General features: G+C 58.7%; 25 protein-coding genes. 24 read left to right on the top strand and 1 reads right to left on the bottom strand.

The annotated features are described in order from the left end of the window. Positions 1–178: 178 nt before the first annotated feature. A complete protein-coding gene (gene rho / locus HPY58_03715; GenBank protein ID NPV28759.1) occupies positions 179–1,429 on the top strand; it encodes a transcription termination factor Rho in 1,251 nt (416 codons plus the stop codon). Positions 1,430–1,606: 177 nt separating this feature from the next. After that, the gene (locus tag HPY58_03710; protein ID NPV28758.1) at positions 1,607–2,581 is read left to right on the top strand and encodes a M23 family metallopeptidase; all 975 of its coding nucleotides are present in this window, start codon (positions 1,607–1,609) and stop codon (positions 2,579–2,581) included. An 18-nt stretch (positions 2,582–2,599) separates the two neighbouring features. Here the strand turns inward: HPY58_03710 and HPY58_03705 are convergent, their stop codons facing one another. Continuing rightward, entirely contained in the window at positions 2,600–3,163 is a 564-nt protein-coding gene (locus HPY58_03705) for a hypothetical protein (GenBank protein ID NPV28757.1), read from the bottom strand. 242 nt (positions 3,164–3,405) lie between these two features. Here HPY58_03705 and rpmE point away from each other — a divergent pair, with 242 nt between their 5' ends. From rpmE to atpD, 22 genes are all read left to right on the top strand, one after another. Then, positions 3,406–3,606 carry a 50S ribosomal protein L31 gene (gene rpmE, locus HPY58_03700; GenBank protein ID NPV28756.1) on the top strand — a complete coding sequence of 67 codons (201 nt, stop codon included), beginning with the start codon at positions 3,406–3,408 and terminating at the stop codon, positions 3,604–3,606. Positions 3,607–3,720: 114 nt separating this feature from the next. Beyond that, positions 3,721–4,539: a DUF1385 domain-containing protein gene (locus HPY58_03695; protein ID NPV28755.1), complete on the top strand. Its 819-nt coding sequence runs from the start codon at positions 3,721–3,723 to the stop codon at positions 4,537–4,539. 82 nt (positions 4,540–4,621) lie between these two features. Continuing rightward, positions 4,622–5,713 (top strand): peptide chain release factor 1, encoded by a 1,092-nt coding sequence (prfA, locus tag HPY58_03690; GenBank protein NPV28754.1) that lies wholly within the window; start codon positions 4,622–4,624, stop codon positions 5,711–5,713. After that, complete coding sequence (gene prmC, locus HPY58_03685) at positions 5,714–6,586, top strand: peptide chain release factor N(5)-glutamine methyltransferase (GenBank protein NPV28753.1); 873 nt, start codon at positions 5,714–5,716, stop codon at positions 6,584–6,586. Between the two features lie 21 nt (positions 6,587–6,607). Then, positions 6,608–7,888 carry an ArsB/NhaD family transporter gene (locus HPY58_03680; GenBank protein NPV28752.1) on the top strand — a complete coding sequence of 427 codons (1,281 nt, stop codon included), beginning with the start codon at positions 6,608–6,610 and terminating at the stop codon, positions 7,886–7,888. Positions 7,889–7,959: 71 nt separating this feature from the next. Further along, a complete protein-coding gene (locus tag HPY58_03675) occupies positions 7,960–9,033 on the top strand; it encodes a threonylcarbamoyl-AMP synthase (protein NPV28751.1) in 1,074 nt (357 codons plus the stop codon). Between the two features lie 31 nt (positions 9,034–9,064). Continuing rightward, positions 9,065–9,646: a manganese efflux pump gene (locus HPY58_03670; protein NPV28750.1), complete on the top strand. Its 582-nt coding sequence runs from the start codon at positions 9,065–9,067 to the stop codon at positions 9,644–9,646. A 26-nt stretch (positions 9,647–9,672) separates the two neighbouring features. Continuing rightward, positions 9,673–10,359 carry a low molecular weight protein arginine phosphatase gene (locus HPY58_03665; protein NPV28749.1) on the top strand — a complete coding sequence of 229 codons (687 nt, stop codon included), beginning with the start codon at positions 9,673–9,675 and terminating at the stop codon, positions 10,357–10,359. 83 nt (positions 10,360–10,442) lie between these two features. Then, complete coding sequence (rpiB, locus tag HPY58_03660) at positions 10,443–10,934, top strand: ribose 5-phosphate isomerase B (GenBank protein ID NPV28748.1); 492 nt, start codon at positions 10,443–10,445, stop codon at positions 10,932–10,934. 15 nt (positions 10,935–10,949) lie between these two features. After that, a complete protein-coding gene (locus HPY58_03655) occupies positions 10,950–12,197 on the top strand; it encodes a serine hydroxymethyltransferase (GenBank protein NPV28747.1) in 1,248 nt (415 codons plus the stop codon). Between the two features lie 13 nt (positions 12,198–12,210). Further along, complete coding sequence (locus HPY58_03650) at positions 12,211–12,723, top strand: cytidine deaminase (protein NPV28746.1); 513 nt, start codon at positions 12,211–12,213, stop codon at positions 12,721–12,723. Continuing rightward, the gene (locus HPY58_03645) at positions 12,686–13,036 is read left to right on the top strand and encodes a nucleotide pyrophosphohydrolase (GenBank protein ID NPV28745.1); all 351 of its coding nucleotides are present in this window, start codon (positions 12,686–12,688) and stop codon (positions 13,034–13,036) included. The genes HPY58_03650 and HPY58_03645 overlap by 38 nt, the downstream gene beginning before the upstream one ends. Before the next feature lie 40 nt (positions 13,037–13,076). After that, complete coding sequence (gene wecB / locus HPY58_03640) at positions 13,077–14,186, top strand: UDP-N-acetylglucosamine 2-epimerase (non-hydrolyzing) (GenBank protein ID NPV28744.1); 1,110 nt, start codon at positions 13,077–13,079, stop codon at positions 14,184–14,186. A 74-nt stretch (positions 14,187–14,260) separates the two neighbouring features. Further along, a complete protein-coding gene (locus HPY58_03635; GenBank protein NPV28743.1) occupies positions 14,261–14,515 on the top strand; it encodes an AtpZ/AtpI family protein in 255 nt (84 codons plus the stop codon). Positions 14,516–14,524: 9 nt separating this feature from the next. Next, on the top strand, positions 14,525–14,821 hold the full coding sequence (locus HPY58_03630) for a hypothetical protein (GenBank protein NPV28742.1): 297 nt from the start codon (positions 14,525–14,527) through the stop codon (positions 14,819–14,821). A gap of 123 nt (positions 14,822–14,944) precedes the next feature. Next, complete coding sequence (atpB, locus tag HPY58_03625; GenBank protein NPV28741.1) at positions 14,945–15,625, top strand: F0F1 ATP synthase subunit A; 681 nt, start codon at positions 14,945–14,947, stop codon at positions 15,623–15,625. A 171-nt stretch (positions 15,626–15,796) separates the two neighbouring features. Next, positions 15,797–15,988 carry an ATP synthase F0 subunit C gene (gene atpE, locus HPY58_03620; GenBank protein NPV28740.1) on the top strand — a complete coding sequence of 64 codons (192 nt, stop codon included), beginning with the start codon at positions 15,797–15,799 and terminating at the stop codon, positions 15,986–15,988. A gap of 87 nt (positions 15,989–16,075) precedes the next feature. Next, the gene (atpF, locus tag HPY58_03615) at positions 16,076–16,561 is read left to right on the top strand and encodes a F0F1 ATP synthase subunit B (protein ID NPV28739.1); all 486 of its coding nucleotides are present in this window, start codon (positions 16,076–16,078) and stop codon (positions 16,559–16,561) included. Next, positions 16,558–17,121: an ATP synthase F1 subunit delta gene (gene atpH, locus HPY58_03610; GenBank protein NPV28738.1), complete on the top strand. Its 564-nt coding sequence runs from the start codon at positions 16,558–16,560 to the stop codon at positions 17,119–17,121. The genes atpF and atpH overlap by 4 nt, the downstream gene beginning before the upstream one ends. 1 nt (position 17,122) lies before the next feature. After that, positions 17,123–18,658, top strand: coding sequence for a F0F1 ATP synthase subunit alpha (locus HPY58_03605; GenBank protein NPV28737.1), 1,536 nt, complete (start codon positions 17,123–17,125; stop codon positions 18,656–18,658). 27 nt (positions 18,659–18,685) lie between these two features. Further along, entirely contained in the window at positions 18,686–19,549 is an 864-nt protein-coding gene (locus HPY58_03600; GenBank protein ID NPV28736.1) for a F0F1 ATP synthase subunit gamma, read from the top strand. Positions 19,550–19,563: 14 nt separating this feature from the next. After that, entirely contained in the window at positions 19,564–21,006 is a 1,443-nt protein-coding gene (gene atpD / locus HPY58_03595) for a F0F1 ATP synthase subunit beta (protein ID NPV28735.1), read from the top strand. The last annotated feature ends 1 nt before the right edge of the window (position 21,007 follow it).

The following is a 21,007-nucleotide window of genomic DNA, read 5'->3' as shown; positions in this document are numbered from 1 at the left end:
GGTGTTATGATTTAAGTGTGTTTACCTACCTTGAATTAATCTCTGCTTTGAGATTACGTGAACACCCCACAGGTGAGCCGCTCACAGGATAGTTTTTCCTCATCACCTGACCTGTCTGTTTTTTTCCGGATCACCGGAGTATCCAGCTGAGAGAATTTACCGGATAAGGGGGATTTTCTTGAACGTTGCAGAATTAGAGCAGAAAACCATGCCGGAGCTTTACAAGATTGCCCGGGAATTGGAAATTTCTGGTTACTCACGGCTTCGCAAGAAAGAGCTGATTTTCGAGATCCTGAAGGTCCAAACGGAAAAGGACGGCCTGCTCTTTGCCCAGGGAGTTCTGGAAATCCTTCCCGACGGCTACGGTTTTTTGCGCCCCTTTGCCTACGTTCCGAGCCATGACGACATCTACGTCTCACCCTCCCAGATCAGGCGCTTTGATTTGAGAACAGGAGACAAGGTTGCCGGCCAGGTGCGCGCCCCTAAAGAAACGGAGCGTTTCTATGCGCTCCTGCGGGTCGAAACCGTCAACGGTTATGCCCCCGAACAGGCAGCCGAGCGGCTCCACTTTGATGCCCTGACGCCGATTTTCCCGAATGAAAGGATCACGCTGGAGACCCAAAACGGCGATATCTCCTGCCGGATTATCGACCTGATTGCTCCCCTGGGGAGGGGTCAGCGCGGCCTGATCGTAGCTCCCCCCAAGGCCGGGAAAACCTTTTTGCTGAAGAAAATTGCCAACGCCATTACCACCAACTACCCGGAAATCGACCTGATGGTTCTGCTGATTGATGAGCGTCCTGAAGAGGTAACCGATATGCAGCGTTCCGTCCAGGGAGAAGTGGTCAGCTCCACCTTTGACGAGCCCCCGGAAAACCACGTCAAGGTCTCGGAAATGGTATTGGAGCGGGCGAAGCGTCTGGTGGAGCACAAACGGGATGTGGTGATTCTCCTGGACAGCATCACCCGCCTTGCCAGGGCCTACAACCTGGTGGTCCCCCCCTCCGGGCGCACCCTTTCGGGTGGCGTCGATCCCACAGCCCTTCACAAGCCGAAGCGCTTCTTCGGTGCGGCAAGAAACATCGAAGAGGGGGGAAGCCTGACGATTCTGGCGACCGCCCTGATCGAAACGGGAAGCCGGATGGATGAGGTGATCTTCGAAGAATTCAAGGGGACCGGCAACATGGAGCTGGTCCTGGACCGGAAGCTGTCCGAAAAGCGGATCTTCCCGGCCATCGACGTGAAGCGCTCCGGCACCAGGCGGGAAGAGCTCTTGCTCAGCAAAGAGGAGCTGGAACTGGTCTGGAACTTCCGGAGGATGTTCGCTTCTTACGGCACGAGCGAAATTATCGAAATGCTGATCGATGCCATGCAGAAGACAAAGGCGAACAGGGATCTCCTGCGCGCCCTGCCCCAGCTCTTCAAATAACCGTTTCTGCCGCGGCGCCGCCTGAAGCGGCGGGTTGACTTGAGAACTGCAGGACCGAATCACGATGTAGAAGCGCCGGACTACCGGTGCTTTTCTGTTTTTCAGGCAGGAGGAGGCAGAAGTGAATAAATTTTGGGGGGCGAGGCAAAAATAGTAGGGTAACCGGGCATTTGCGAGGTGAAATCAATGAGATGGATCGGGATCGGTTTTTTTGTCCTTTTCCTGCTCTGGCCGGTCCTTTACCCTGTTTCCCCGGCCTCAGGCTACCTTGCGGAGGATAGTTTCGCTCCTTACTGGCAGGAGCCCGGGGGAGCCCTTCCGGAAAGGAGGGCGCTTGCCTATGAGGTGCGGCGGGGGGATACTTTGTGGGATATCGCCCGGCGCCTCGGTTTGAACCCGGAAGCAATCAGTGCCGCAAACAGGCTTGGAGCCGGGGCGGTTCTCCGCCCCGGCCAGATTCTTGTGCTCCCGTTTCAGGCGGAACGGACGCACCGGGTTGCTCCGGGCGAGACTCTGTGGTCGCTGGCGCGGCGCTACCACGTCAGCGTGGCGCGGTTGATGGCCTGGAATCAGATCAGGGATCCCGCTTTTCTTGCGGTGGGTAAGGAATTGATCATTCCGGGGGGAACAGGTGCCGCTTCCCGCTCCTTAGAGGAGACACATCGTGCAGCGCGGGGTTGGGACGACGGCCTGGCCTGGCCCCTGCTTGGGGAAATCACTTCGTTTTTCGGCCCCCGCGAGGGAGAGTTCCACCACGGCCTTGACATTGCAGGAGATCCCGGAGATCCGGTCAGGGCCGCCCAAGACGGAGAGGTTGTTTTCGCCGGGTGGCTGGGTGTCTACGGGAGGACCGTAATGCTGGATCATGGCAGCGGAAACAAAACTCTGTACGGGCACCTGCGGGAAGTTCTGGTTGGTGTTGGAGATTTCGTGGAAAAGGGCGAGATCATCGCCCGGGTGGGTTCTTCCGGAAGGACGACAGGCCCCCACCTTCACTTTGAACTGCGACAGGGCGACCGGGCTGTCAACCCCCTCCCTTACCTGAGCAGGCAACTTCCCGGGGTGACTGCGAATGGTGCACGAAAACAGCCAGAAATCACAAAGCGGCTTCATCCGAATAAGGTGAGCCGCTTTTATTTGCATGTTTTTTGAATCTCCAGGTCGGACAATTTATTTTGCCAGCTTCTCCAGTTTGGCAACCCGGACCACCAGGTAGCGGGTGTCTGTCGAGATGTCATCCAGCCTGTCCATAATTCTCTGAAACCTCTCTTCATGTACCTGGCGGGCATCAAACAAAGCGCGGATCTTCTCGATGACCTCGTTCTCTATGCGGAGTTCCAGTTTATCAACCTTCTGGCCGGTTGCTTTAACCTCCTGTTTCAGGTTGTCGATGTCGCCTCGCATCACATTGATGTCCTGCTTTACAGCTGCCATGTCCTGCTGCAGCACACCGATATCCTGCTTCACCGCTACCATGTCCTGCTGTAAAATGCTGATATCCTGTTTCATCCCGGTGATATCCTCTTTGACTGCCGCCATGTCCTGCTGCAGCACACCGATGTCCTGCTTCATCCCGCCGATGTCCTGCTTCACCACTGCCATATCCTGCTGCAGCACACCGATGTCCTGCTCTATCTTCTGCTGGCCCTCTTCATACCTCTCTTCGAGCCTGTTGATCTGAGCCTTCATGTTTTTAATTTCGCTCAGGATTTCTTTGAGCATTTGTTCGCTCATCTTTGCTGCTCCTCTCCCCTCCGGAATTTTCCCGCTTTTCTATTATCCTTTGAGACAAATCATATCAGAGAATCAACAGGGGGTAAAGTAGCCTCCTGATAAAGCTCATCCTCCAGGTCAAGATTTTCTTGAGTGAGCCGTTTCCCTCCTGGTATGATTTCAGCTGAACGACCGCGGGGGTTTGCCAGGGGTTGGGGGGTATGCTATAATAATCACCGTTGATGGGCATGGAGGTGAGAAAAGTGAAAAAGGGAATTCATCCGAACTATACCAGGGCCGTGATTACCTGCGCCTGTGGGGCCAGGTTTGAAGTGGGTTCCACCAGGCAGAGCATGAGGGTTGAAGTCTGCTCCAACTGCCATCCCTTTTATACTGGCACGAGGCAGCGGGTAGTTGAAAGGGGCGGTCGTGTCGAGAGATTCCGGAAGAAATACGGGCGCTGAAAAGGGTGGCAGAAGTGCTGCTCTTTTTTCGCGCGAGAAAAGGGGGCGCGCCCTTTGAGGAAAGATTCCGGGACTCCTTTTCAATACGGCGGCCAGGCGGTAATTGAAGGAGTGATGATGCGCGGCCCGCGCGCGGTTGCGGTTGCCGTCAGGGTGGGAGATAAAATCGTTGTCAATGAAGAGGAATACCTTCCCTGGGGAGAGAACTACCCTTTTCTGAAGTGGCCGCTAGTGCGGGGCACGGTGGTCTTGATCGAGTCGCTGATCCTCGGGGTCCGTGCTTTAAGCCTTTCTGCTTCCCTGGTTGCCGGGGAGGAGGAGGGAGAGGGCTTGAGCTCGCTGGAGATCGGGCTGACGGTGGCCCTGGCGCTGGGGCTGGCAACCTTTCTTTTTATTTTCCTTCCCACCTGGGCCGGGCACCTGACCCGTGCCTGGCTGGGAACGTGGGGGCAGAATACGGTCGAAGGGGCCAGCCGGCTGGGGATTTTTCTGCTGTACCTGGTCGCGGTCGGCCGCTTGCGGGACATCAGGCGCGTTTTTCAGTACCATGGCGCCGAGCACATGGTAATCAACACTTTTGAAGAAGGGGCGAGCCTTACGGTGGCCGAGGCGGCGAAGCGTTCCCCTCTCCATCCCGGCTGCGGCACCTCCTTTCTGCTGGTTGTGCTTGTCATCAGCATTTTCGTTTTTGCCCTGCTCGGGAACGGGCCGTGGTGGTGGAAATTCGGGGCGCGCCTGCTGCTCCTTCCCCTTGTAGCCGGACTTGGTTACGAGTTTATCCGCTATGCCCGGCGCCGCCGCCGGGGGCTGGGGCTCCTGATTCTCCCCGGCCTCTGGCTCCAGAAACTGACGACCGGGAAGCCCGATCCGGATCAGCTTGAAGTGGCGATTTCAGCCTTGCGGAGCGTTCTTCCCGACAGGGCTGCGAACTGAAGCCTGAGCGGCCGGCCTCTCAGGCTCGTTGCTCCTGATTCTTTGACTTCTTTACGAATTCTTGTTTGAGGAGGTGAGGAGGGTGCTGGAAAAACTTGAAGCTTTAGAGGCCCGTTATGTGGAGCTGGAGCAGATGCTCGGCGACCCGGCGGTAATCGCCGACCGGGAAGCATGGCGCAAGGTCGCGAAGAGCCATGCTGAACTGAGCGAGGTTGTGGACACCTACCGCACCTACAAGCGGGTCTGCGGCGAGATTAAGAATACGAGGTCCCTGCTGGAGGAGAAGATCGAGCCCGAACTGCGCGACCTGGCCGAGGCGGAACTCGAAGAACTGCAGGAGAAGAAAGAGAAGCTCGAGGAAAGATTGAAGATTTTGCTCCTGCCCCGGGACCCCCGGGACGAGAAGAATGTGATCATGGAGATCCGGGCTGGCACCGGGGGGGAAGAGGCTGCACTTTTTGCCGCAGACCTTTTCCGGATGTACGGGCGCTACGCGGAGCGGCAGGGGTGGCGGATTGAGGTTTTGAGCACCCACCCCACCGATATGGGAGGCTTCAAGGAGGTCATCTTTCAGGTAAGCGGGAATGCCGTTTTCAGCAAGCTCAAATACGAGAGCGGCGTCCACCGGGTGCAGCGGATCCCGGTGACGGAATCCGGAGGGAGGATCCACACTTCGGCGGCAACCGTCGCGGTCCTGCCCGAGGCGGAGGAGGTTGATGTCGAGATCAACCCCCAGGACCTGCGGATCGATGTTTTCTGCTCCAGCGGTCCCGGCGGACAGTCGGTGAACACCACCCAGTCTGCCGTGAGGATCACCCACCTCCCGACAGGGATTGTGGTTACCTGCCAGGACGAAAAGTCGCAGCATAAGAATAAAGAGAAGGCCCTGCGGGTCCTGCGCGCCCGGCTGCTAGACCGCGCCCAGCGCGCCCTGCAGGGGGAAATCTCTTCTTTGCGCCGGACTCAGGTGGGAAGCGGGGATCGCAGCGAGCGGATCAGGACCTATAACTTTCCCCAGGGCCGGGTCACGGACCACCGGATCGGCCTCACCCTCTACCGGCTGCCCGAAATCCTGGACGGGGATCTGGAAGAAATCATTACCGCGCTGGTGACTGCCCAGCGGGCGGAACAGCTCCGGCAGGAGCTGGCCCTCCAGAAAGAGGTGGGGGTCTGAGTGACTTGCGGGAGCCTGCTGCTGGAGGGGGCGCACTTTTTGAAAAGGGCGGGGAGTGAATCCCCCCGCCTGGAGGCCGAGGTTTTGCTGGCCTTTGCCTGGGGCCGGAGCCGTACCGAACTCATGATTTATCCCGAACGGGAGGTTCCCGTCGGTGTTGTTGAAAAATTTTGGGAGCTGCTGGAGGGGAGGGCGGCAGGAATTCCTGTCGCCTATTTAACCGGGACGCGGGAGTTCATGTCCCTTTCCTTTCTGGTGAGTCCTGCTGTCTTGATTCCCCGCCCGGAAACGGAGCTGCTGGCGGAAAAAGCCCTGGAGTTTCTTGCGGAATGGCAGGAAAAGAATTTGTCCGCGCCGCTGGCTGCCGATGTCGGCACCGGGTGCGGGGCGCTTGCGGTAAGCCTGGCTTGCTACCACCCCCGCCTCCGGGTGATTGCCACAGATATTTCGGAAGAGGCCCTGGCCGTGGCGCGCGAGAACGCCCGGCGGCACGGAGTGGAAGACCGCGTCACGTTCCGGGCCGGGGATTTGCTGGCACCCCTGGGCGCCGAAGGGAGGGCGGGCCGGGGCGCGGCAGTTGTGGCCAATCTGCCTTACATTCCCCACTCCTCCCTTGATTTTTTGCCCCGGGATGTCCGGTATGAGCCTCGCCTTGCCCTGGATGGGGGGGCCGACGGGCTGGATCTTTACCGGCGCCTCCTTCCCCAGGCGGCCGCTTTCCTTGCCCCGGGCGGGCTGCTGGCCTGCGAGGTGGGCCCGGGACAGGCTTCCCTGCTGGCCGGCCTGCTGGAAGAGCAGGGGTGGGGGGAGGTTCAGGTGAACCGGGACTACCAGGGCCTGAACCGAATGGTGACGGCCTTGAAAAGGGTTTGAAAAAGGGAAGGAGAAAAGAGGATGACGGGACAGACGCAGGTCATTGCTGCTGTTGTTATTTTTTTGCTGACCTACGGCCTGATCATTTCCGAAAAGGTGCATCGGGCGGTGGTCGCCCTGGCGGGGGCCGTCCTGCTGGTTTTCCTGGGTGTTCTCACTCAGCACGAGGCGGTTGCCAGCATCGACTTCAACACCCTGGGTCTTTTGATCGGGATGATGATCATCGTCGGGATCACGAAGCACACCGGCCTCTTCCAGTTCCTCGCCATCTGGTCGGCGCGCGCCGTGCGGGGGGAGCCGATCCGGATTCTTCTTGTGCTGGCGGCGGTTACCGCGGTTCTTTCTGCTTTTCTGGATAATGTCACCACCGTTCTTCTCATTGTTCCGGTAACTCTTTCTGTCACCGAGGCCCTGGGCGTGCCTCCCATTCCCTTTCTTTTTGCAGAAATCATCGCCTCGAATATCGGGGGGACGGCCACTTTAATCGGAGACCCTCCCAACATCATGATCGGGAGCGCCACCGGTTTGGGCTTTCTTGATTTTGTGAAAAACCTCACCCCGGTCATCGTGGTCATTTTTATCGCAACCGCTTTTTGCTTCTGGCTCATCTGGGGGCGCAGTTTGAGGGTCAAACAGGAGCAGAAGACCCGGATTTTGAATTTTGATCCCCGCGCCCAGATCCGGGACTGGCTGCTGCTCAAAAAATCCCTCTTCGTTTTGAGCCTCACGATTCTGGGCTTCCTCCTGCACCAGTACCTCCGGCTGGAGTCTGCCACGATTGCCTTGAGCGGCGCTGCTCTCCTCCTGATTTTGAGCCGGACCGACCCTGAAGAGGCCCTCCTTGCCGTGGAGTGGCCGACCATCTTTTTCTTCCTGGGCCTTTTTGTCGTTGTAGGGGCCCTTGACAAGGTAGGCGTCATCCACGCCGTGGCCCGGGGCTCCCTCCAGCTCACGGGCGGAAAGCTGGCGACGACCGCCTTCCTGATTTTGTGGCTTTCTGCTCTTGCCTCCGCGTTTGTTGACAACATTCCCTTTGTGGCGACGATGATTCCCTTGATCAGGGACCTCGGGGCGTTAACGGGCATGCCCCTCCTTCCATTGTGGTGGGCGCTTTCACTGGGCGCCTGCCTGGGGGGGAACGGAACCCTGATCGGGGCCTCCGCAAACGTGACTGTTGCCGGGATCGCCGAGCGCAACGGCTGTCCCTTCTCTTTTCTGGAGTACACAAAGGTCGCCTTTCCCCTGATGCTGATTTCGATCATCATTGCACATATCTATCTCTACCTTTTCTACCTGCGCTAGAACCCCGGACAGGGGTTAAGCTGAAGGGAAGCAGGAAATTCTAAAACTGGGTGGCCGTTATGGAAAACCGTCTGGAAACACGCATCCTGCGCGTAGATCCGGAGCACCCGGATCCTGCCGTGATTGCAGCAGCGGCAGAGGTGATTAAACAGGGCGGAACGGTGGCCTTTCCCACCGAAACTGTTTACGGGCTGGGCGCCAATGCTCTGGACCCGGAGGCGGTCATGAAAATTTTCCGGGCCAAGGGGAGGCCGCGCGGGAACCCCCTGATTGCGCACATTGCCTCCCTCGCCCAGGCGCGCACCCTTGTTGCCTGCTGGCCGCCGGCGGCAGAAGCCCTCGCCCGGAGGTTCTGGCCGGGCCCCCTGACCCTGATCCTCCCCCGGGGCGCCGGGGTGCCAGACGAGGTTACCGCAGGTCTTCCCACCGTCGCCCTGCGCCTGCCGGCCCATCCGGTCGCCCTTGCCCTGATCGAGGCAAGCGGTGTTCCCATTGCGGCGCCGAGCGCGAACATTTCGGGGCGCCCCAGCCCCACCTGCGCCGGGCACGTCTGGAAGGACCTGGCGGGCAGAATCGACCTGATCCTGGACGGGGGGGCCACCGAAGTCGGTGTGGAGTCCACAATCCTTGACCTGAGCGGGCCGCGCCCTGTTCTCCTCCGCCCCGGAGGAGTCTCTCGGGAGGAGCTGGAAAGGGTCCTTGAAACGGAAATCCTGCTCCACCCCGCGGTGCTTCAAGGGGGGATCGGCGCGGCGGAAGGGGAGCTTGACGTGGCGCCGAGCCCGGGCACCCTGTTCAGGCATTACGCTCCTGCGGCGCGGGTGTTGCTGGTGTCAGGCACCCCGCAGGAACAGGCTGCCAAAATTAAGAATTACCTTGCCGAGCACCCTGGCGTGCGGGCGGGAGTCCTGGCTACAACCGAAAATTTTCCCTTCTATCAGGCAGAGGGCATCCTCCCCGCATACCTGGAAATCCTGGGCTCCCGGAACTGCCCGGAGGAGATTGCAGGCAGGCTTTTCAGCGCGCTCCGGAATTGTGATGACGCGGGGGTTGATGTGATTCTGGTTGAGGCAATTCCCGCTTCAGGCATTGGCCTTGCCGTGATGAACCGTTTATGCCGGGCTGCAGAGAACCGCATCCTGTGAAGAGGTGCCTGCATGAAAGGCGGTCTTTTCCTTGAGTGATTTGCTTACGGTGCTGCTGGTGGCGGTTGCCCTGGGAACCGATGCTTTTTCGCTCGCGCTGGGGATGGGAATGAGCGCTTTTTCCCGCAATCATGTTTTCAGGACGGCTGCGGTTGTCGGGATTTTTCACATCCTCATGCCCCTCGCCGGCGTTTGCGTTGGCTCCCTCCTCGGCGGGCTGATCGGAAGGGTAGCCGTCTGGATCGGGGGCGGAATTTTAATCCTCCTGGGGCTGCAGATGGTCTGGAACGGATTCCCCTGGCGCGGCGAGGTTTGCAGCCTCCGGGAGGCGCGCTGCCTCATGGAGCGCCCGGCCCCCGCCCCCCTGCAGAGGTGGAGCACCCTCCTCGCCTTGAGCTGGGGCGTCAGCGTAGATTCTTTCGGCGCCGGGGTCAGTTTGGGTGCCTTCATGGCGCGGTTTTCCTGGACCGTTCTTCTTTTGGGGGTTGTGGCCGGACTGATGACTGCAGCAGGTCTTGTTCTGGGCCGCTGGTTTAGCCGCCGGGCGGGAAGCTGGGCCGAGACCATCGGGGGCCTGGTACTGGCAGGGATCGGCCTCAAGCTGTTTTTTTAATTTAATCTTTCCGGGGGGTTATAGTCTTGCGAATCCTGTTTGTCTGTACCGGAAACACCTGCCGCAGCATCATGGCGGAGGCTCTTGCCCGAAAGCTTTTGCGCCGCTCCAACCTGGAGAACCAGGTGGAAGTGGCTTCAGCCGGGCTGGCCGCTCTGCCCGGCGCGCCCGCCAGTACGGAGGCGCTCTCTGTTCTGGCAGATGAAGGGCTCGACCTCTCGGGGCACCGGGCGGTGCAGCTGACGCGGGAAATGGCGCAGGCGGCGGATTTGATTTTTACCATGACGGCGAGCCAGAAGCGCCAGCTCCTGGAGCTCTACCCCGAGGCGCGGGGGAAGGTCTTCATCTTAAAGGAGTTTCTGGATCCCGCCGCCCGGAGGGAGAGAGAGGCCCGCCTGGTGGATTTGATCAGGAGGGTTCAGGAAAAGAAGGAAAGATTTCGGGCCGCGTACAGCGGGGCAATCGGCAGGCTGGAGCAGGAAAGATCCGAAATTTTGAAGCGCCTCCAGGAAATTGAGAATGAGCTCACCGCCTGGGAGGAGCTTCTTGCGGAGGAGGTCCGGCCGGAGACGCGGGAAATCAGAAAAATCGAAGCCGAGCTTGCCGGCTACGACATTCCTGATCCCTACGGGCAGCCCCGCGAGGCCTACCGGGATTGCGCCCGGGAGCTTGCCAGGGCGATCGAGAAGCTGATCCAGAAGCTGAACGGATAGGCCGGCTTCCGGGGGGTCAGAAAAAGAGGAAAAAAAGGGTTTGGCGGCGAAAATTTTTCCTGAAGGTTTGCGGGGTGGGAAGTTTGCATATCGCAATCGGCAGTGATCATGCAGGTTTTCAGCTCAAAGAGAGGGTCAAGGAGTACCTTGTTTCCCGCCAGGTGGAGTTCACGGATTTCGGCGTGGAGAATCCCGAGCCCGTGGATTACCCCGATATCGCCAGGGTGGTGGCCGAGGCGGTGGCAAGCGGGGCCTGCGACCAGGGGATCCTGATCTGCGGCACGGGGATCGGGATGACGATCGCGGCCAATAAAGTTCCCGGGATCAGGGCGGCCCTTTGCCAGGATCCTTTTACAGCCCGCGCCGCACGGGAGCATAATGATGCGAACATTCTGGCTTTGGGGGAAAGGGTGCTGGGGCCGGGCCTTGCCTGCGAGATTGTCGAAGCCTGGCTGCAGGCGCGTTTTGCGGGAGGCCGCCATGCTCGCCGGCTTGCCAAGATCCGTTTGCTGGAAGAAAAATACTGTTGCGGTGAGGGCCTGCAGCACCACCACCTGCCGCGTGGTGAACGATAAACAGGGGGTACAGAAATGGAGGAAATTGTAAAATACTTGATGCCGGTGGACCCCGAGGTGGCCAACGCCATCCTCTCAGAAGAGCGGCGCCAGCAGGGAAACCTGGAACTGATCGCCTCGGAGAACTTCGTTGACAGGGCGATTCTTGCTGCCCAGGGCTGCGTGATGACCAACAAGTACGCCGAGGGATACCCGGGAAGGCGTTACTACGGGGGCTGTGAGTTTGTCGACCTCGTGGAAGATCTGGCGCGGGAGAGGGCGAAGGCATTGTTCCGGGCAGAACATGCCAACGTCCAGCCCCACTCAGGAACCCAGGCCAATATGGCCGTTTACTATGCGGTCCTCAAGCCGGGGGACCGGGTGCTGGGGATGAACCTGAGCCACGGCGGCCACCTCACGCACGGGAGCCCTGTAAGCATTTCGGGCACCTACTACGAGGCCCACTTTTACGGGGTGAACGAAAACGGTTTTCTTGACTTCGATGCGGTGAGGACGCTGGCGCGCACCGTTCGCCCGCGCTTGATTATTGCGGGGGCAAGCGCCTACCCCCGGATTATCGATTTTGCCTCTTTTGCAGCAATTGCGAGAGAGGTCGGGGCCTACCTCATGGTAGACATGGCCCACATTGCCGGGCTGGTGGCAGCGGGCCTTCACCCCAACCCGGTTCCTCACGCCGAATTTGTAACTTCAACCACCCACAAAACCCTGAGGGGGCCGCGCGGGGGGCTGATCTTATGCCAGGCCCGCTATGCTGCCGAAATCGACAAGGCGGTTTTCCCCGGGACCCAGGGGGGCCCCCTGATGCACGTCATCGCGGCAAAGGCCGTTTGCCTGAAGCAGGCGCAGACCGAGGATTTCCGGGAATACCAGTGCCAGGTGGTGGCGAACGCCCGCGCCCTCGCCGGGTTTCTGAAAGAATACGGTTTCAACCTCGTTTCCGGAGGGACCGACACCCACCTGATCCTGGTTGACCTTCGCAACAAAAATTTGACCGGAAAAGAAGCGGAAGCAATGCTGGATGAGGTGGGGATTACGGTCAACAAGAACACGATTCCTTTTGATCCCCAGAGCCCCCAGGTTACGAGCGGAATCCGGATTGGAACTCCTGCCGTCACAACGCGGGGGATGAAGGAAAAGGAAATGGAGCAGATTGCGACGGCGATTCACTATGTGATCTCCTATCCGGGTGAAGAAGCGAAGCGGGAGGCGGCGCGCCGGATCGTCCGCTCCCTTTGCTCCAGTTTTCCCCTTTATTCTGAATAGGGGAGGGAGCTGTTTGGGTCGGCCCAGCTGGCACGAATACTTCATGGAAATCACGCGGGTGGTTGCCCGGCGTTCCACCTGCGTGCGGCGGCAGGTGGGTGCGATTATTGTGAAAGAGCGGCGCATTCTTTGCACCGGATACAACGGGGCCCCGGCGGGCCTGCCCCACTGCACTGATGTGGGCTGCCTGCGGGAGAAGCTCCACGTTCCTTCGGGAGAGCGCCATGAACTGTGCCGCGGCCTGCATGCGGAGCAGAACGCCATTATCCAGGCGGCACTGCACGGGATCAGCATTAAGGGGGGAACCTTTTATATCACGCACCAGCCCTGTATCCTGTGTGCAAAGATGATCTGCAATGCAGGGATCAGGGAGGTCTTTTTCGAAGGGGATTACCCCGACCGGCTTGCCCTGAACATTTTTGCCGAGGCGGGGGTCCGCCTTGTCTGTTTCGGACAGCAACGCAAGGGAGAGGAGGACCAGATTGGACCTGAAGATGAAAACGATCGCGCTCCCGCGCCTGAATAATCTTTCTCCCACTCTTGAATCAACAGCTCTCAAGTTGATGGAGGAGGCCGGGGAGCTTGCCCAGGCGATCGGAAAGTTCCGGGGGTTGAGCGGGGAGCGCGCAACCCTGGATGAGGAGCGGGTGGTTAACCTGATCCTGCGCGAACTGCTGGATGTGGCGCAGACGGCAGTCTCCCTGCTCTTTGTGCTGGAGGAAAAGTATGGGGCGGACATCGGGGCGGCCCTGGAACGCCATGTCAGGAAACTGATTGAAAAGGACTATCTTAGGCTGGAGTGGGAAACAGAGAAAAGTGACACGGGGAAAGAAAGTTAAGGTATTAAGCATTTTCGGAACGCGCCCCGAGGCAATTAAAATGGCGCCTGTCGTCAGGGAGCTGCAGTGCCATGCAGTTGTTGAGAGCCGGGTCGTGGTGACGGCGCAGCACCGGGAAATGCTGGATCAGGTCCTGCACACCTTCAACCTGCAGCCCGACCACGACCTGGCCCTGATGCGCCCGGGTCAGGATCTGTTTGATATCACCGGGGCCGCCCTGCAGGGGCTCCAGAGGGTTCTCGCGCAGGAGCGGCCTGATTTTGTCCTCGTTCAGGGGGATACCACAACCACCTTTGCCGGGGCGCTGGCAGCCTTTTATTATCAGATTCCGGTGGGTCATGTGGAGGCAGGGCTCCGGACGTACGAGAAATACGCTCCCTTTCCCGAGGAGGTCAACCGCGTCTTAACCTCTCACCTGGCGGATCTTCACTTTGCCCCTACGGAAACCGCCAGGAGGTCTTTGCTTAAAGAAGGTATCTCCGAAAGAAAGATTTTTGTAACCGGAAACCCGGTTATTGATGCCCTTCATCTCGCCCTGGCCCGGCCGTACCGGCTTGAGCCGGACCTGGCGCGCCCTTTTGAAGAAAACCGGCGTGTCATTCTCTTAACCACCCACCGCCGGGAAAACCTGGGGGAACCCCTGCGCGAGGTTTACCTGGCCCTGCGGGAGATTCTCCGCCGCTTCCCGGATCTCGGCATCATCTTTCCCGTGCATAAAAACCCGGGAGTGCGCCAGGAGGTCAACCGGGTGCTCGCGGGGGCAGAGAGGATTTACTTTACAGAGCCGCTTGATTACCTCCCCTTTGTTCACGTGATGAAGAGGGCGCACCTCGTTCTCACCGATTCGGGGGGGGTTCAGGAGGAGGCCCCCGCCCTTGGCAAGCCGGTGCTCGTCCTGCGAGAGGTGACAGAACGGCCCGAGGCGGTCGCCGCGGGGACCGCCAGGCTTGTGGGAACGGACCGCGCCCGGGTGGAGCAGGAGGTGGCGCGCCTGCTTGAAGATGAAGGAGCTTACAGGGAAATGGCGAACGCTGTCAACCCCTACGGGGATGGGCGGGCTGCCCGGCGCATCGTCCAGGCTCTCCTCTCGTATTTTGATCTGGCTGCTCCGCCGGCCGATTTTAAACCTGAACCTCGAAGATTTTTTTGAAGCAAGGAAGGAATTTGAGTTGTTAAGGCGAATAACAATGTGAACCTTCGTTTTGCTAAAAGGGTGGAGCGTCTTTGGTTAAGAAAAGGGGTACAGGTGCCTCGGTATGGCGTGCTCTGGGGTTGATGACCAATATCGGGATTACGATGGCGGCATCTGTTTTTATCGGGTATTATATGGGGCACTACCTGGACAAATTATTACAAAATTGGATTCATTATACAAATCCCTGGCTTACCATGATTTTTTCCCTTTTTGGGGTTGCAGCAGGTTTCCGCGGCGTATTCCGGCTGATCAACCAATCACTCCGAGAAGGGGGCAAGGAGTGATGAACCGCGGTGCTCCTGAAATCATTTTTAATCGGCTTTTTGTGGGGGTCGTGCGTCAGTGTTTTCAACCATTACTATTTGAAGAGAGTGATTAAAAAAAACGAGGGCCAGCCGCCGGATAAGGGGATGCTGGCGATCATCAACTGCTATATTGTCCGCTATTTTATTAATATCGCCGCGCTCTTTGCGGTTTACCGGAACATGTGGATGCTTGCAGGGACCGCGGCGGGGCTCACGGTCATGATGCACATATCTATCCTGCGGTACCTGAAGAGCCGGAAAACTTCCAGAGCCCCGAAAAAGTAGTTTTTCGGTTTTGTCCTGTCGGGGGTTGCAGAAAACAGGCGGATCTGGTAACCTGACATCAGGCCTGATTCCCGGGCCTTGCCCGGTCTTCATAAATGAAAAAGACGGAGAAAGGGGTCAAAAATGCACGGGAGTCACGGGAGCGATATTCTGTTCTCTATCTTTGGTTTACCCGTTACGAGCTATGTCACAACGATGTGGGCGATTATGGGAGTGCTTTTAATCATCTGCCTCTTTGTCACGAGGCGCCTGAACATGGTGCCGGGCCGGCTTCAAAACCTGGTCGAGTTCACCGTGGAAGCCTTGCTCAACTTTTTCGGCGGCATTTTGGGGCCAGAAAAGGCGCGCCGGTACTTCCCTCTGCTGGCCACCCTTTTCCTCTTTATTCTCTTTTCCAACTGGTCGGGCGTTTTGCCCGGGGCCGGCCACGTCAAGGGTTTCAGGCCGCCTACAAGCACCTGGAGTGTTACGGCAGGGCTTGCCATTGTGGTGTTTTTTTCGGTCCAGATCGCCGGCGTCCGGGAAAAGGGTTTAAAATACCTGAAGCACTTCATCGAGCCAATTCCCGTTTTTCTCCCGATGACCATCATTGAGGAATTTGTCAAGCCGTTATCCCTTTCCCTCCGTCTTTATGGTAATATTTTTGGAGAGGAAACCGTGGTCGCGGTTTTGTTCAGCCTTGCGCCTTATTTTTCACCAATTCCCATGCAGATGCTGGGCCTCCTCTTTGGCTTTATTCAGGCTCTGGTCTTTACAACCCTCACCGCAATTTACATTGCCAATGCCACCGCTGAGGCCCACTGAAGATAAAAGTTCCCATAATCTGGAAGTCCCGGAAGGCAAAAAAGCACCGGTTCCGAAAACCGGGCTGAATCGAACGGGATGTGAGAGCTGGGAACTAAAAGTTTTTTCTGGAGAGAAAGGAGGGAGGAAATCGTGACTTCCGCCATTATCGCGTTGGCAGTAGCGCTTGTGATGGGGATTGCTACAATCGGTCCTGCCCTGGCGCAAGGTACTGCGGCAGGGAAAGCAATGGAGGGAATTGCCCGCCAGCCGGAGGTTACCGGGGAGCTCCGGACAACGCTCATTATTGCGATGGCTTTTATGGAAGCCTTGACCATCTACGGTTTGTTGATTGCCTTTATGCTGCTCGGGAAAATGGGTTAGATTTCAGGTCGGAGGGATGCCCGGGGGCGTGGCTCAAACGCCCCTCGGGTTAACGGCCTACTCACGCGAGACGGAGGGGACCGAAAAGTGGAAATAGAATGGCACACCTTTGTCTGGGCAATCATCAACTTTCTGGTGATTCTCGCAATTTTGTATCTTTTATTTTATAAACCTGTCCTCCGGTTTCTCGATCACCGCCGGGCCGAAATTGCGCGCAATATTCAGGAGGCGGAACAGGCCCGGAGTGAAGCAGCAGCCTTATTAACCGAGTACCGCGAAAAACTGGCGGGAGCCGAGCAGGAGGCGCAGGAGATTGTGGCGCGCGCCGTAAAAGCCGGCGAAGAGGCGCGGGCAAGCCTCCTTGAGCAGGGCCGCGATGAGGCAGCGGCGCTGCTGGAAAAGGCACGCGCCGAAATCCAGCGGGAGCGGGACGAGGCAGTGCAGGCCCTCCGCCAGGAGGTTGCCGCCCTTGCCGTGATGGCCGCGGGAAAAATCCTCGGGCGTACGGTGACCAGGGAGGACCACACGCGCCTGGTGGAGCAGTTTCTCGATGAGGTGGGGGAATTGCATTGATTCAGCAGGCGCTCGCGCGGCGGTATGCCGATGCCTTGTTTCACGTGGCGCGGGAACACGGGAGGCTCGATGAGGTGGCAGCCGACCTCCGGCTTCTGGTCGGGTTTCTCAGGCAGGAGCCGGACCTCAAGGAGCTGCTGGGGCACCAGCGGATTTCGATCCGGCGCAAGAAAGAGATCGTCCGGGAACTCTGGGAGAACCGCGTCTCGCGCCTGGTTTTGGGTTTTCTCGAACTCCTCATCGACAAGCGCCGGGAGCGTTACCTGGAGGCCATTTCCGAGGCTTATTTTGCCCTTCTGAGGGCCGAGCGGAATATTGCCGTTGCCGAGGTAAAGACCGCCTTTCCCCTCGACCCGGAGCTGGAAGCCAGGCTTTGCCTTGCCCTGGAGAGAATTACCGGGAAAAAGATCGAACTCCGGGTAGATACCCGGCCCGAACTGATCGGCGGCTTGGTTGTGAAGGTGGGCGACCGGGTTTTCGACGGGAGCGTCACCAAACGCCTGGAGCTGTTGGGTGCGCGCCTCGCGCAAAAGTCTTTAGGAAAGCTAGAGGTGGGATAGAGTGAGCATTCGTGCCGAAGAGATCAGCTCCCTCATCAGAACGCAAATTGAACGCTACCAGACGGAGATCGAAGTAGCAGATGTGGGAACGGTGATTCAGGTTGGGGATGGAATCGCCCGCGTCTACGGTCTGGAAAATGCCATGGCGGGGGAACTGCTTCTTTTTCCGGGGGATATCTACGGGATGGTCCTCAACCTGGAGGAGGATAACATCGGGGTTGTTTTGCTGGGGCCTTATGCCCATATCAAAGAGGGGGATGTTGTAAGAAGCACGGGAAGGATTGTGGAGGTCCCGGTGGGGCCCGCTCTCATCGGGAGGGTTGTGAATTCCTTAGGGCAGCCCCTGGATGGGAAAGGGCCGATCGAGACCGACCGCTTCCGTCCTGTGGAATCCCCGGCTCCCAACGTCGTCCGGCGCCAGCCGGTCAAGCAGCCCCTGCAAACCGGTTTGAAGGCCATTGACTCCATGATTCCCATCGGGCGGGGACAGCGGGAGCTGATTATCGGGGACCGCCAGACGGGAAAAACCGCCCTCGTGGTGGATACGATCATCAACCAGAAGGACCAGGACGTGATCTGCGTTTACGTGGCCATCGGGCAGAAGGCTTCCACTGTGGCCGGGGTAATTCAAAAGTTTGAAGAAACAGGAGCAATGGACTACACCATTGTGGTTTCCGCAACCGCCAGCGATCCGGCTCCCCTCCTCTACCTCGCGCCTTATGCCGGGTGCGCGATGGGCGAAGAGTTCATGTACAACCACGGCAAGGATGTCCTGGTTGTCTACGATGACCTCTCCAAGCACGCGGTGGCCTACCGGGAGCTTTCCCTCCTCCTGCGGCGCCCGCCGGGAAGGGAGGCCTACCCGGGCGATGTCTTTTACCTTCACTCCCGCCTGCTGGAAAGGGCGGCAAAGCTCAGCGACGAAATGGGCGGGGGCTCTCTCACTGCCCTGCCGATCATTGAGACCCAGGCGGGGGACGTTTCCGCCTACATTCCGACTAATGTCATTTCGATTACAGATGGGCAGATCTACCTGGAGTCCGACCTCTTCTACGCAGGGATCCGGCCCGCGATCAACGTGGGAATTTCCGTTTCCCGGGTCGGGGGGGCTGCCCAGATCCGGGCGATGCGCCAGGTTGCCGGAAGGCTTCGCCTGGACCTTGCCCAGTACCGGGAACTGGCCGCCTTTGCCCAGTTCGGTTCCGACCTGGATAAGGCTACGCTGGCTCGCCTGGCGCGCGGAGAAAGAATGACCGAGCTTCTGAAGCAGGGGCAGTACCAGCCGATGCCCGTCGAGGAGCAGATCGCGGTGATTTATACAGGGGTCAACGGTTTTCTTGATGATCTTCCTGTAGAGTCGATCCGGGAGTTCGAGCGGGAATTCCTCCGGTTCCTGAGGAGCAGCTACCCCGGGATCCTGGCGGAAATTAGAGAGAAAAAGGCGCTTTCAGATGAGCTGATGGACCAGATGAACAGAGCGATCAGGGAGTTCAAGGGAGAATTTGGCGCCGCCTTTGCAATCCAGAAGTCTGCCTGAGAAATTTCAAGGTGGTGACAGTACTCCATGCCGGAGCACATGCGGGACATCAAACGGCGCATCCGGAGCATTAAAAACACCCAGCAGATTACAAAGGCAATGGAAATGGTTGCCGCGGCGCGCCTGCGCCGCGCCCAGGATAAAGTTGCAGCAGCCCGGCCCTATGCGCGGGAGATCCGGGAAATGATCAGGCGGGTGGTATGCACCCTGGAGGAGGTAACCCACCCACTTCTTGTGCCCCGGGAGCGCCGGTGCGTCGGCTACGTTGTTTTCACCTCGGACCGGGGGCTTTGCGGCGCCTTCAACGCCCACGTCATCCGCAGGACGCAGGTGCAGCTCGCGGAGGAAGGGGAAAAGGGGCTGATTGTTGTAGGGCGCAAGGGTCGGGATTATTTCCGGCGCCGGGGCTTCACTTTTCTGGCGGAATTCCTCGCCCTTGGGGATGACCCTACCCTTGCCCAGGCGCAGGGGATTGCCCGCACTTTAATCAGCCTTTACGAAGGAAATATTCTGGATGAGATCAACCTCATTTATACCGAGTTTATTTCTGTCGGGCGGCAGCGGCCTGTGGTTGCGAGGCTCTTGCCCGTGGAACCCTTCACCTTCGAAGAAGGGGAGCGGGAGCAAATGCGGGATTACCTTTTTGAGCCGGACCCGGAGGCTGTGCTGGAGATGCTTTTGCCCCGTTTCATTGAAAGCCAGCTTTACCTTGCCCTGCTGGAGGCGAAGGCAAGCGAGCACGCGGCGCGGATGCTGGCGATGGGCAACGCCACAGAAAACGCAGGGGAAATGATCCGGCAGTTGACCCTTTCGTTTAATAAAGCCCGGCAGGCAGCAATTACGAAGGAGATCGCTGAAATTGTCGGCGGCGCGGAAGCACTGAAAGGATAAGGAGGTTTGATGAGGTGAATGGGGAGAACTACGGCCGTGTGGTTCAGGTAATCGGACCTGTAGTTGATATTGAATTTCCTCCCGGCCAGCTTCCTGATCTTTTTAACGCCCTGAAAATTACCAGCGAGGACCAGGATAAGGAGATCAGGGCAACCCTGAAGCAGGAGATCAATCTCACCCTGGAGGCGATGCAGCACCTGGGCAACAATACGGTCAGGTGTGTTGCGATGTCTTCGACGGACGGGCTGCGGCGGGGGATGCGCGCCCTCGACACGGGGGCCCCCATTAAGGTTCCGGTGGGAAGGGAGACCCTGGGGAGGATCTTCAACGTCCTGGGCGAGCCGATTGACGAGTTGGGTCCTGTTGAAGCCAAACAGTACTACCCGATCCACCGCCCTGCCCCATCGGTGGTGGAGCAGCGCCCGGCGCGGGAGATGCTGGAAACGGGGATCAAGGTGATCGACCTCCTCGCCCCCTTTGCGAAAGGAGGAAAGATCGGGCTTTTCGGCGGCGCCGGGGTAGGGAAGACTGTTATCATCATGGAGCTGATCCGGAACATCGCGTACGAGCACGGAGGCTTTTCCGTGTTTTCCGGGGTCGGGGAAAGAACCCGGGAGGGCAACGACCTCTGGCTGGAAATGAAGGAGTCCGGGGTTATCGAGAAGTGCGCCCTGGTTTTCGGCCAGATGAACGAGCCGCCGGGAGCGCGGCTCAGGGTGGGTTTGACGGGGCTGACGATGGCGGAATTTTTCCGGGATGAGGAAGGCCAGGACGTGCTCCTTTTCATTGACAATATTTTCCGTTTCACCCAGGCAGGTTCCGAAGTATCCGCCCTGCTCGGACGGATGCCTTCTGCGGTGGGATACCAGCCTACCCTGGCGACGGATATGGGCTTGTTGCAGGAGCGGATTACCTCCACGCGGAAGGGATCGATCACCTCCGTCCAGGCGATTTACGTTCCTGCAGACGACCTGACAGACCCTGCGCCGGCCACAACATTCGCCCATCTCGACGGGACCGTCGTTCTCTCCCGCCAGATCGCCGAACTCGGTCTCTACCCCGCCGTTGATCCGCTCGATTCCACCTCGCGGATTTTAGACCCGGCAGTGGTCGGGGAAGAGCATTACAATGTGGCGCGGGGTGTCCAGAAGGTGCTCCAGCGGTACAAGGACCTCCAGGATATCATTGCGATTCTGGGGATGGATGAGCTGTCGGAGGAAGACAAGGTTATTGTGGCCCGGGCGAGGAAGATCCAGCGCTTTTTGTCCCAGCCCTTCTTTGTGGCGGAGGCCTTCACCGGCCGGCCTGGTGTCTACGTGCCGATTAAGGAGACCGTCCGGGGCTTTAAGGAAATTCTCGAGGGCCGGCATGACGAGGTGCCCGAGCAGTGCTTCTACATGGCAAGCACCATCGATGAGGTCGTAGCCCGCGCCCGGGAACTGGAGGCTGTCGGCTGAG

The sequence above is a fragment of the Bacillota bacterium genome (genome assembly GCA_013177945.1).
Taxonomy (GTDB): Bacteria; Bacillota; DSM-12270; order Thermacetogeniales; family Thermacetogeniaceae; genus Ch130.
The sequence above is the reverse complement of the archived record's forward strand: the minus strand, read 5'-3'. Positions and strand labels throughout refer to the sequence as shown.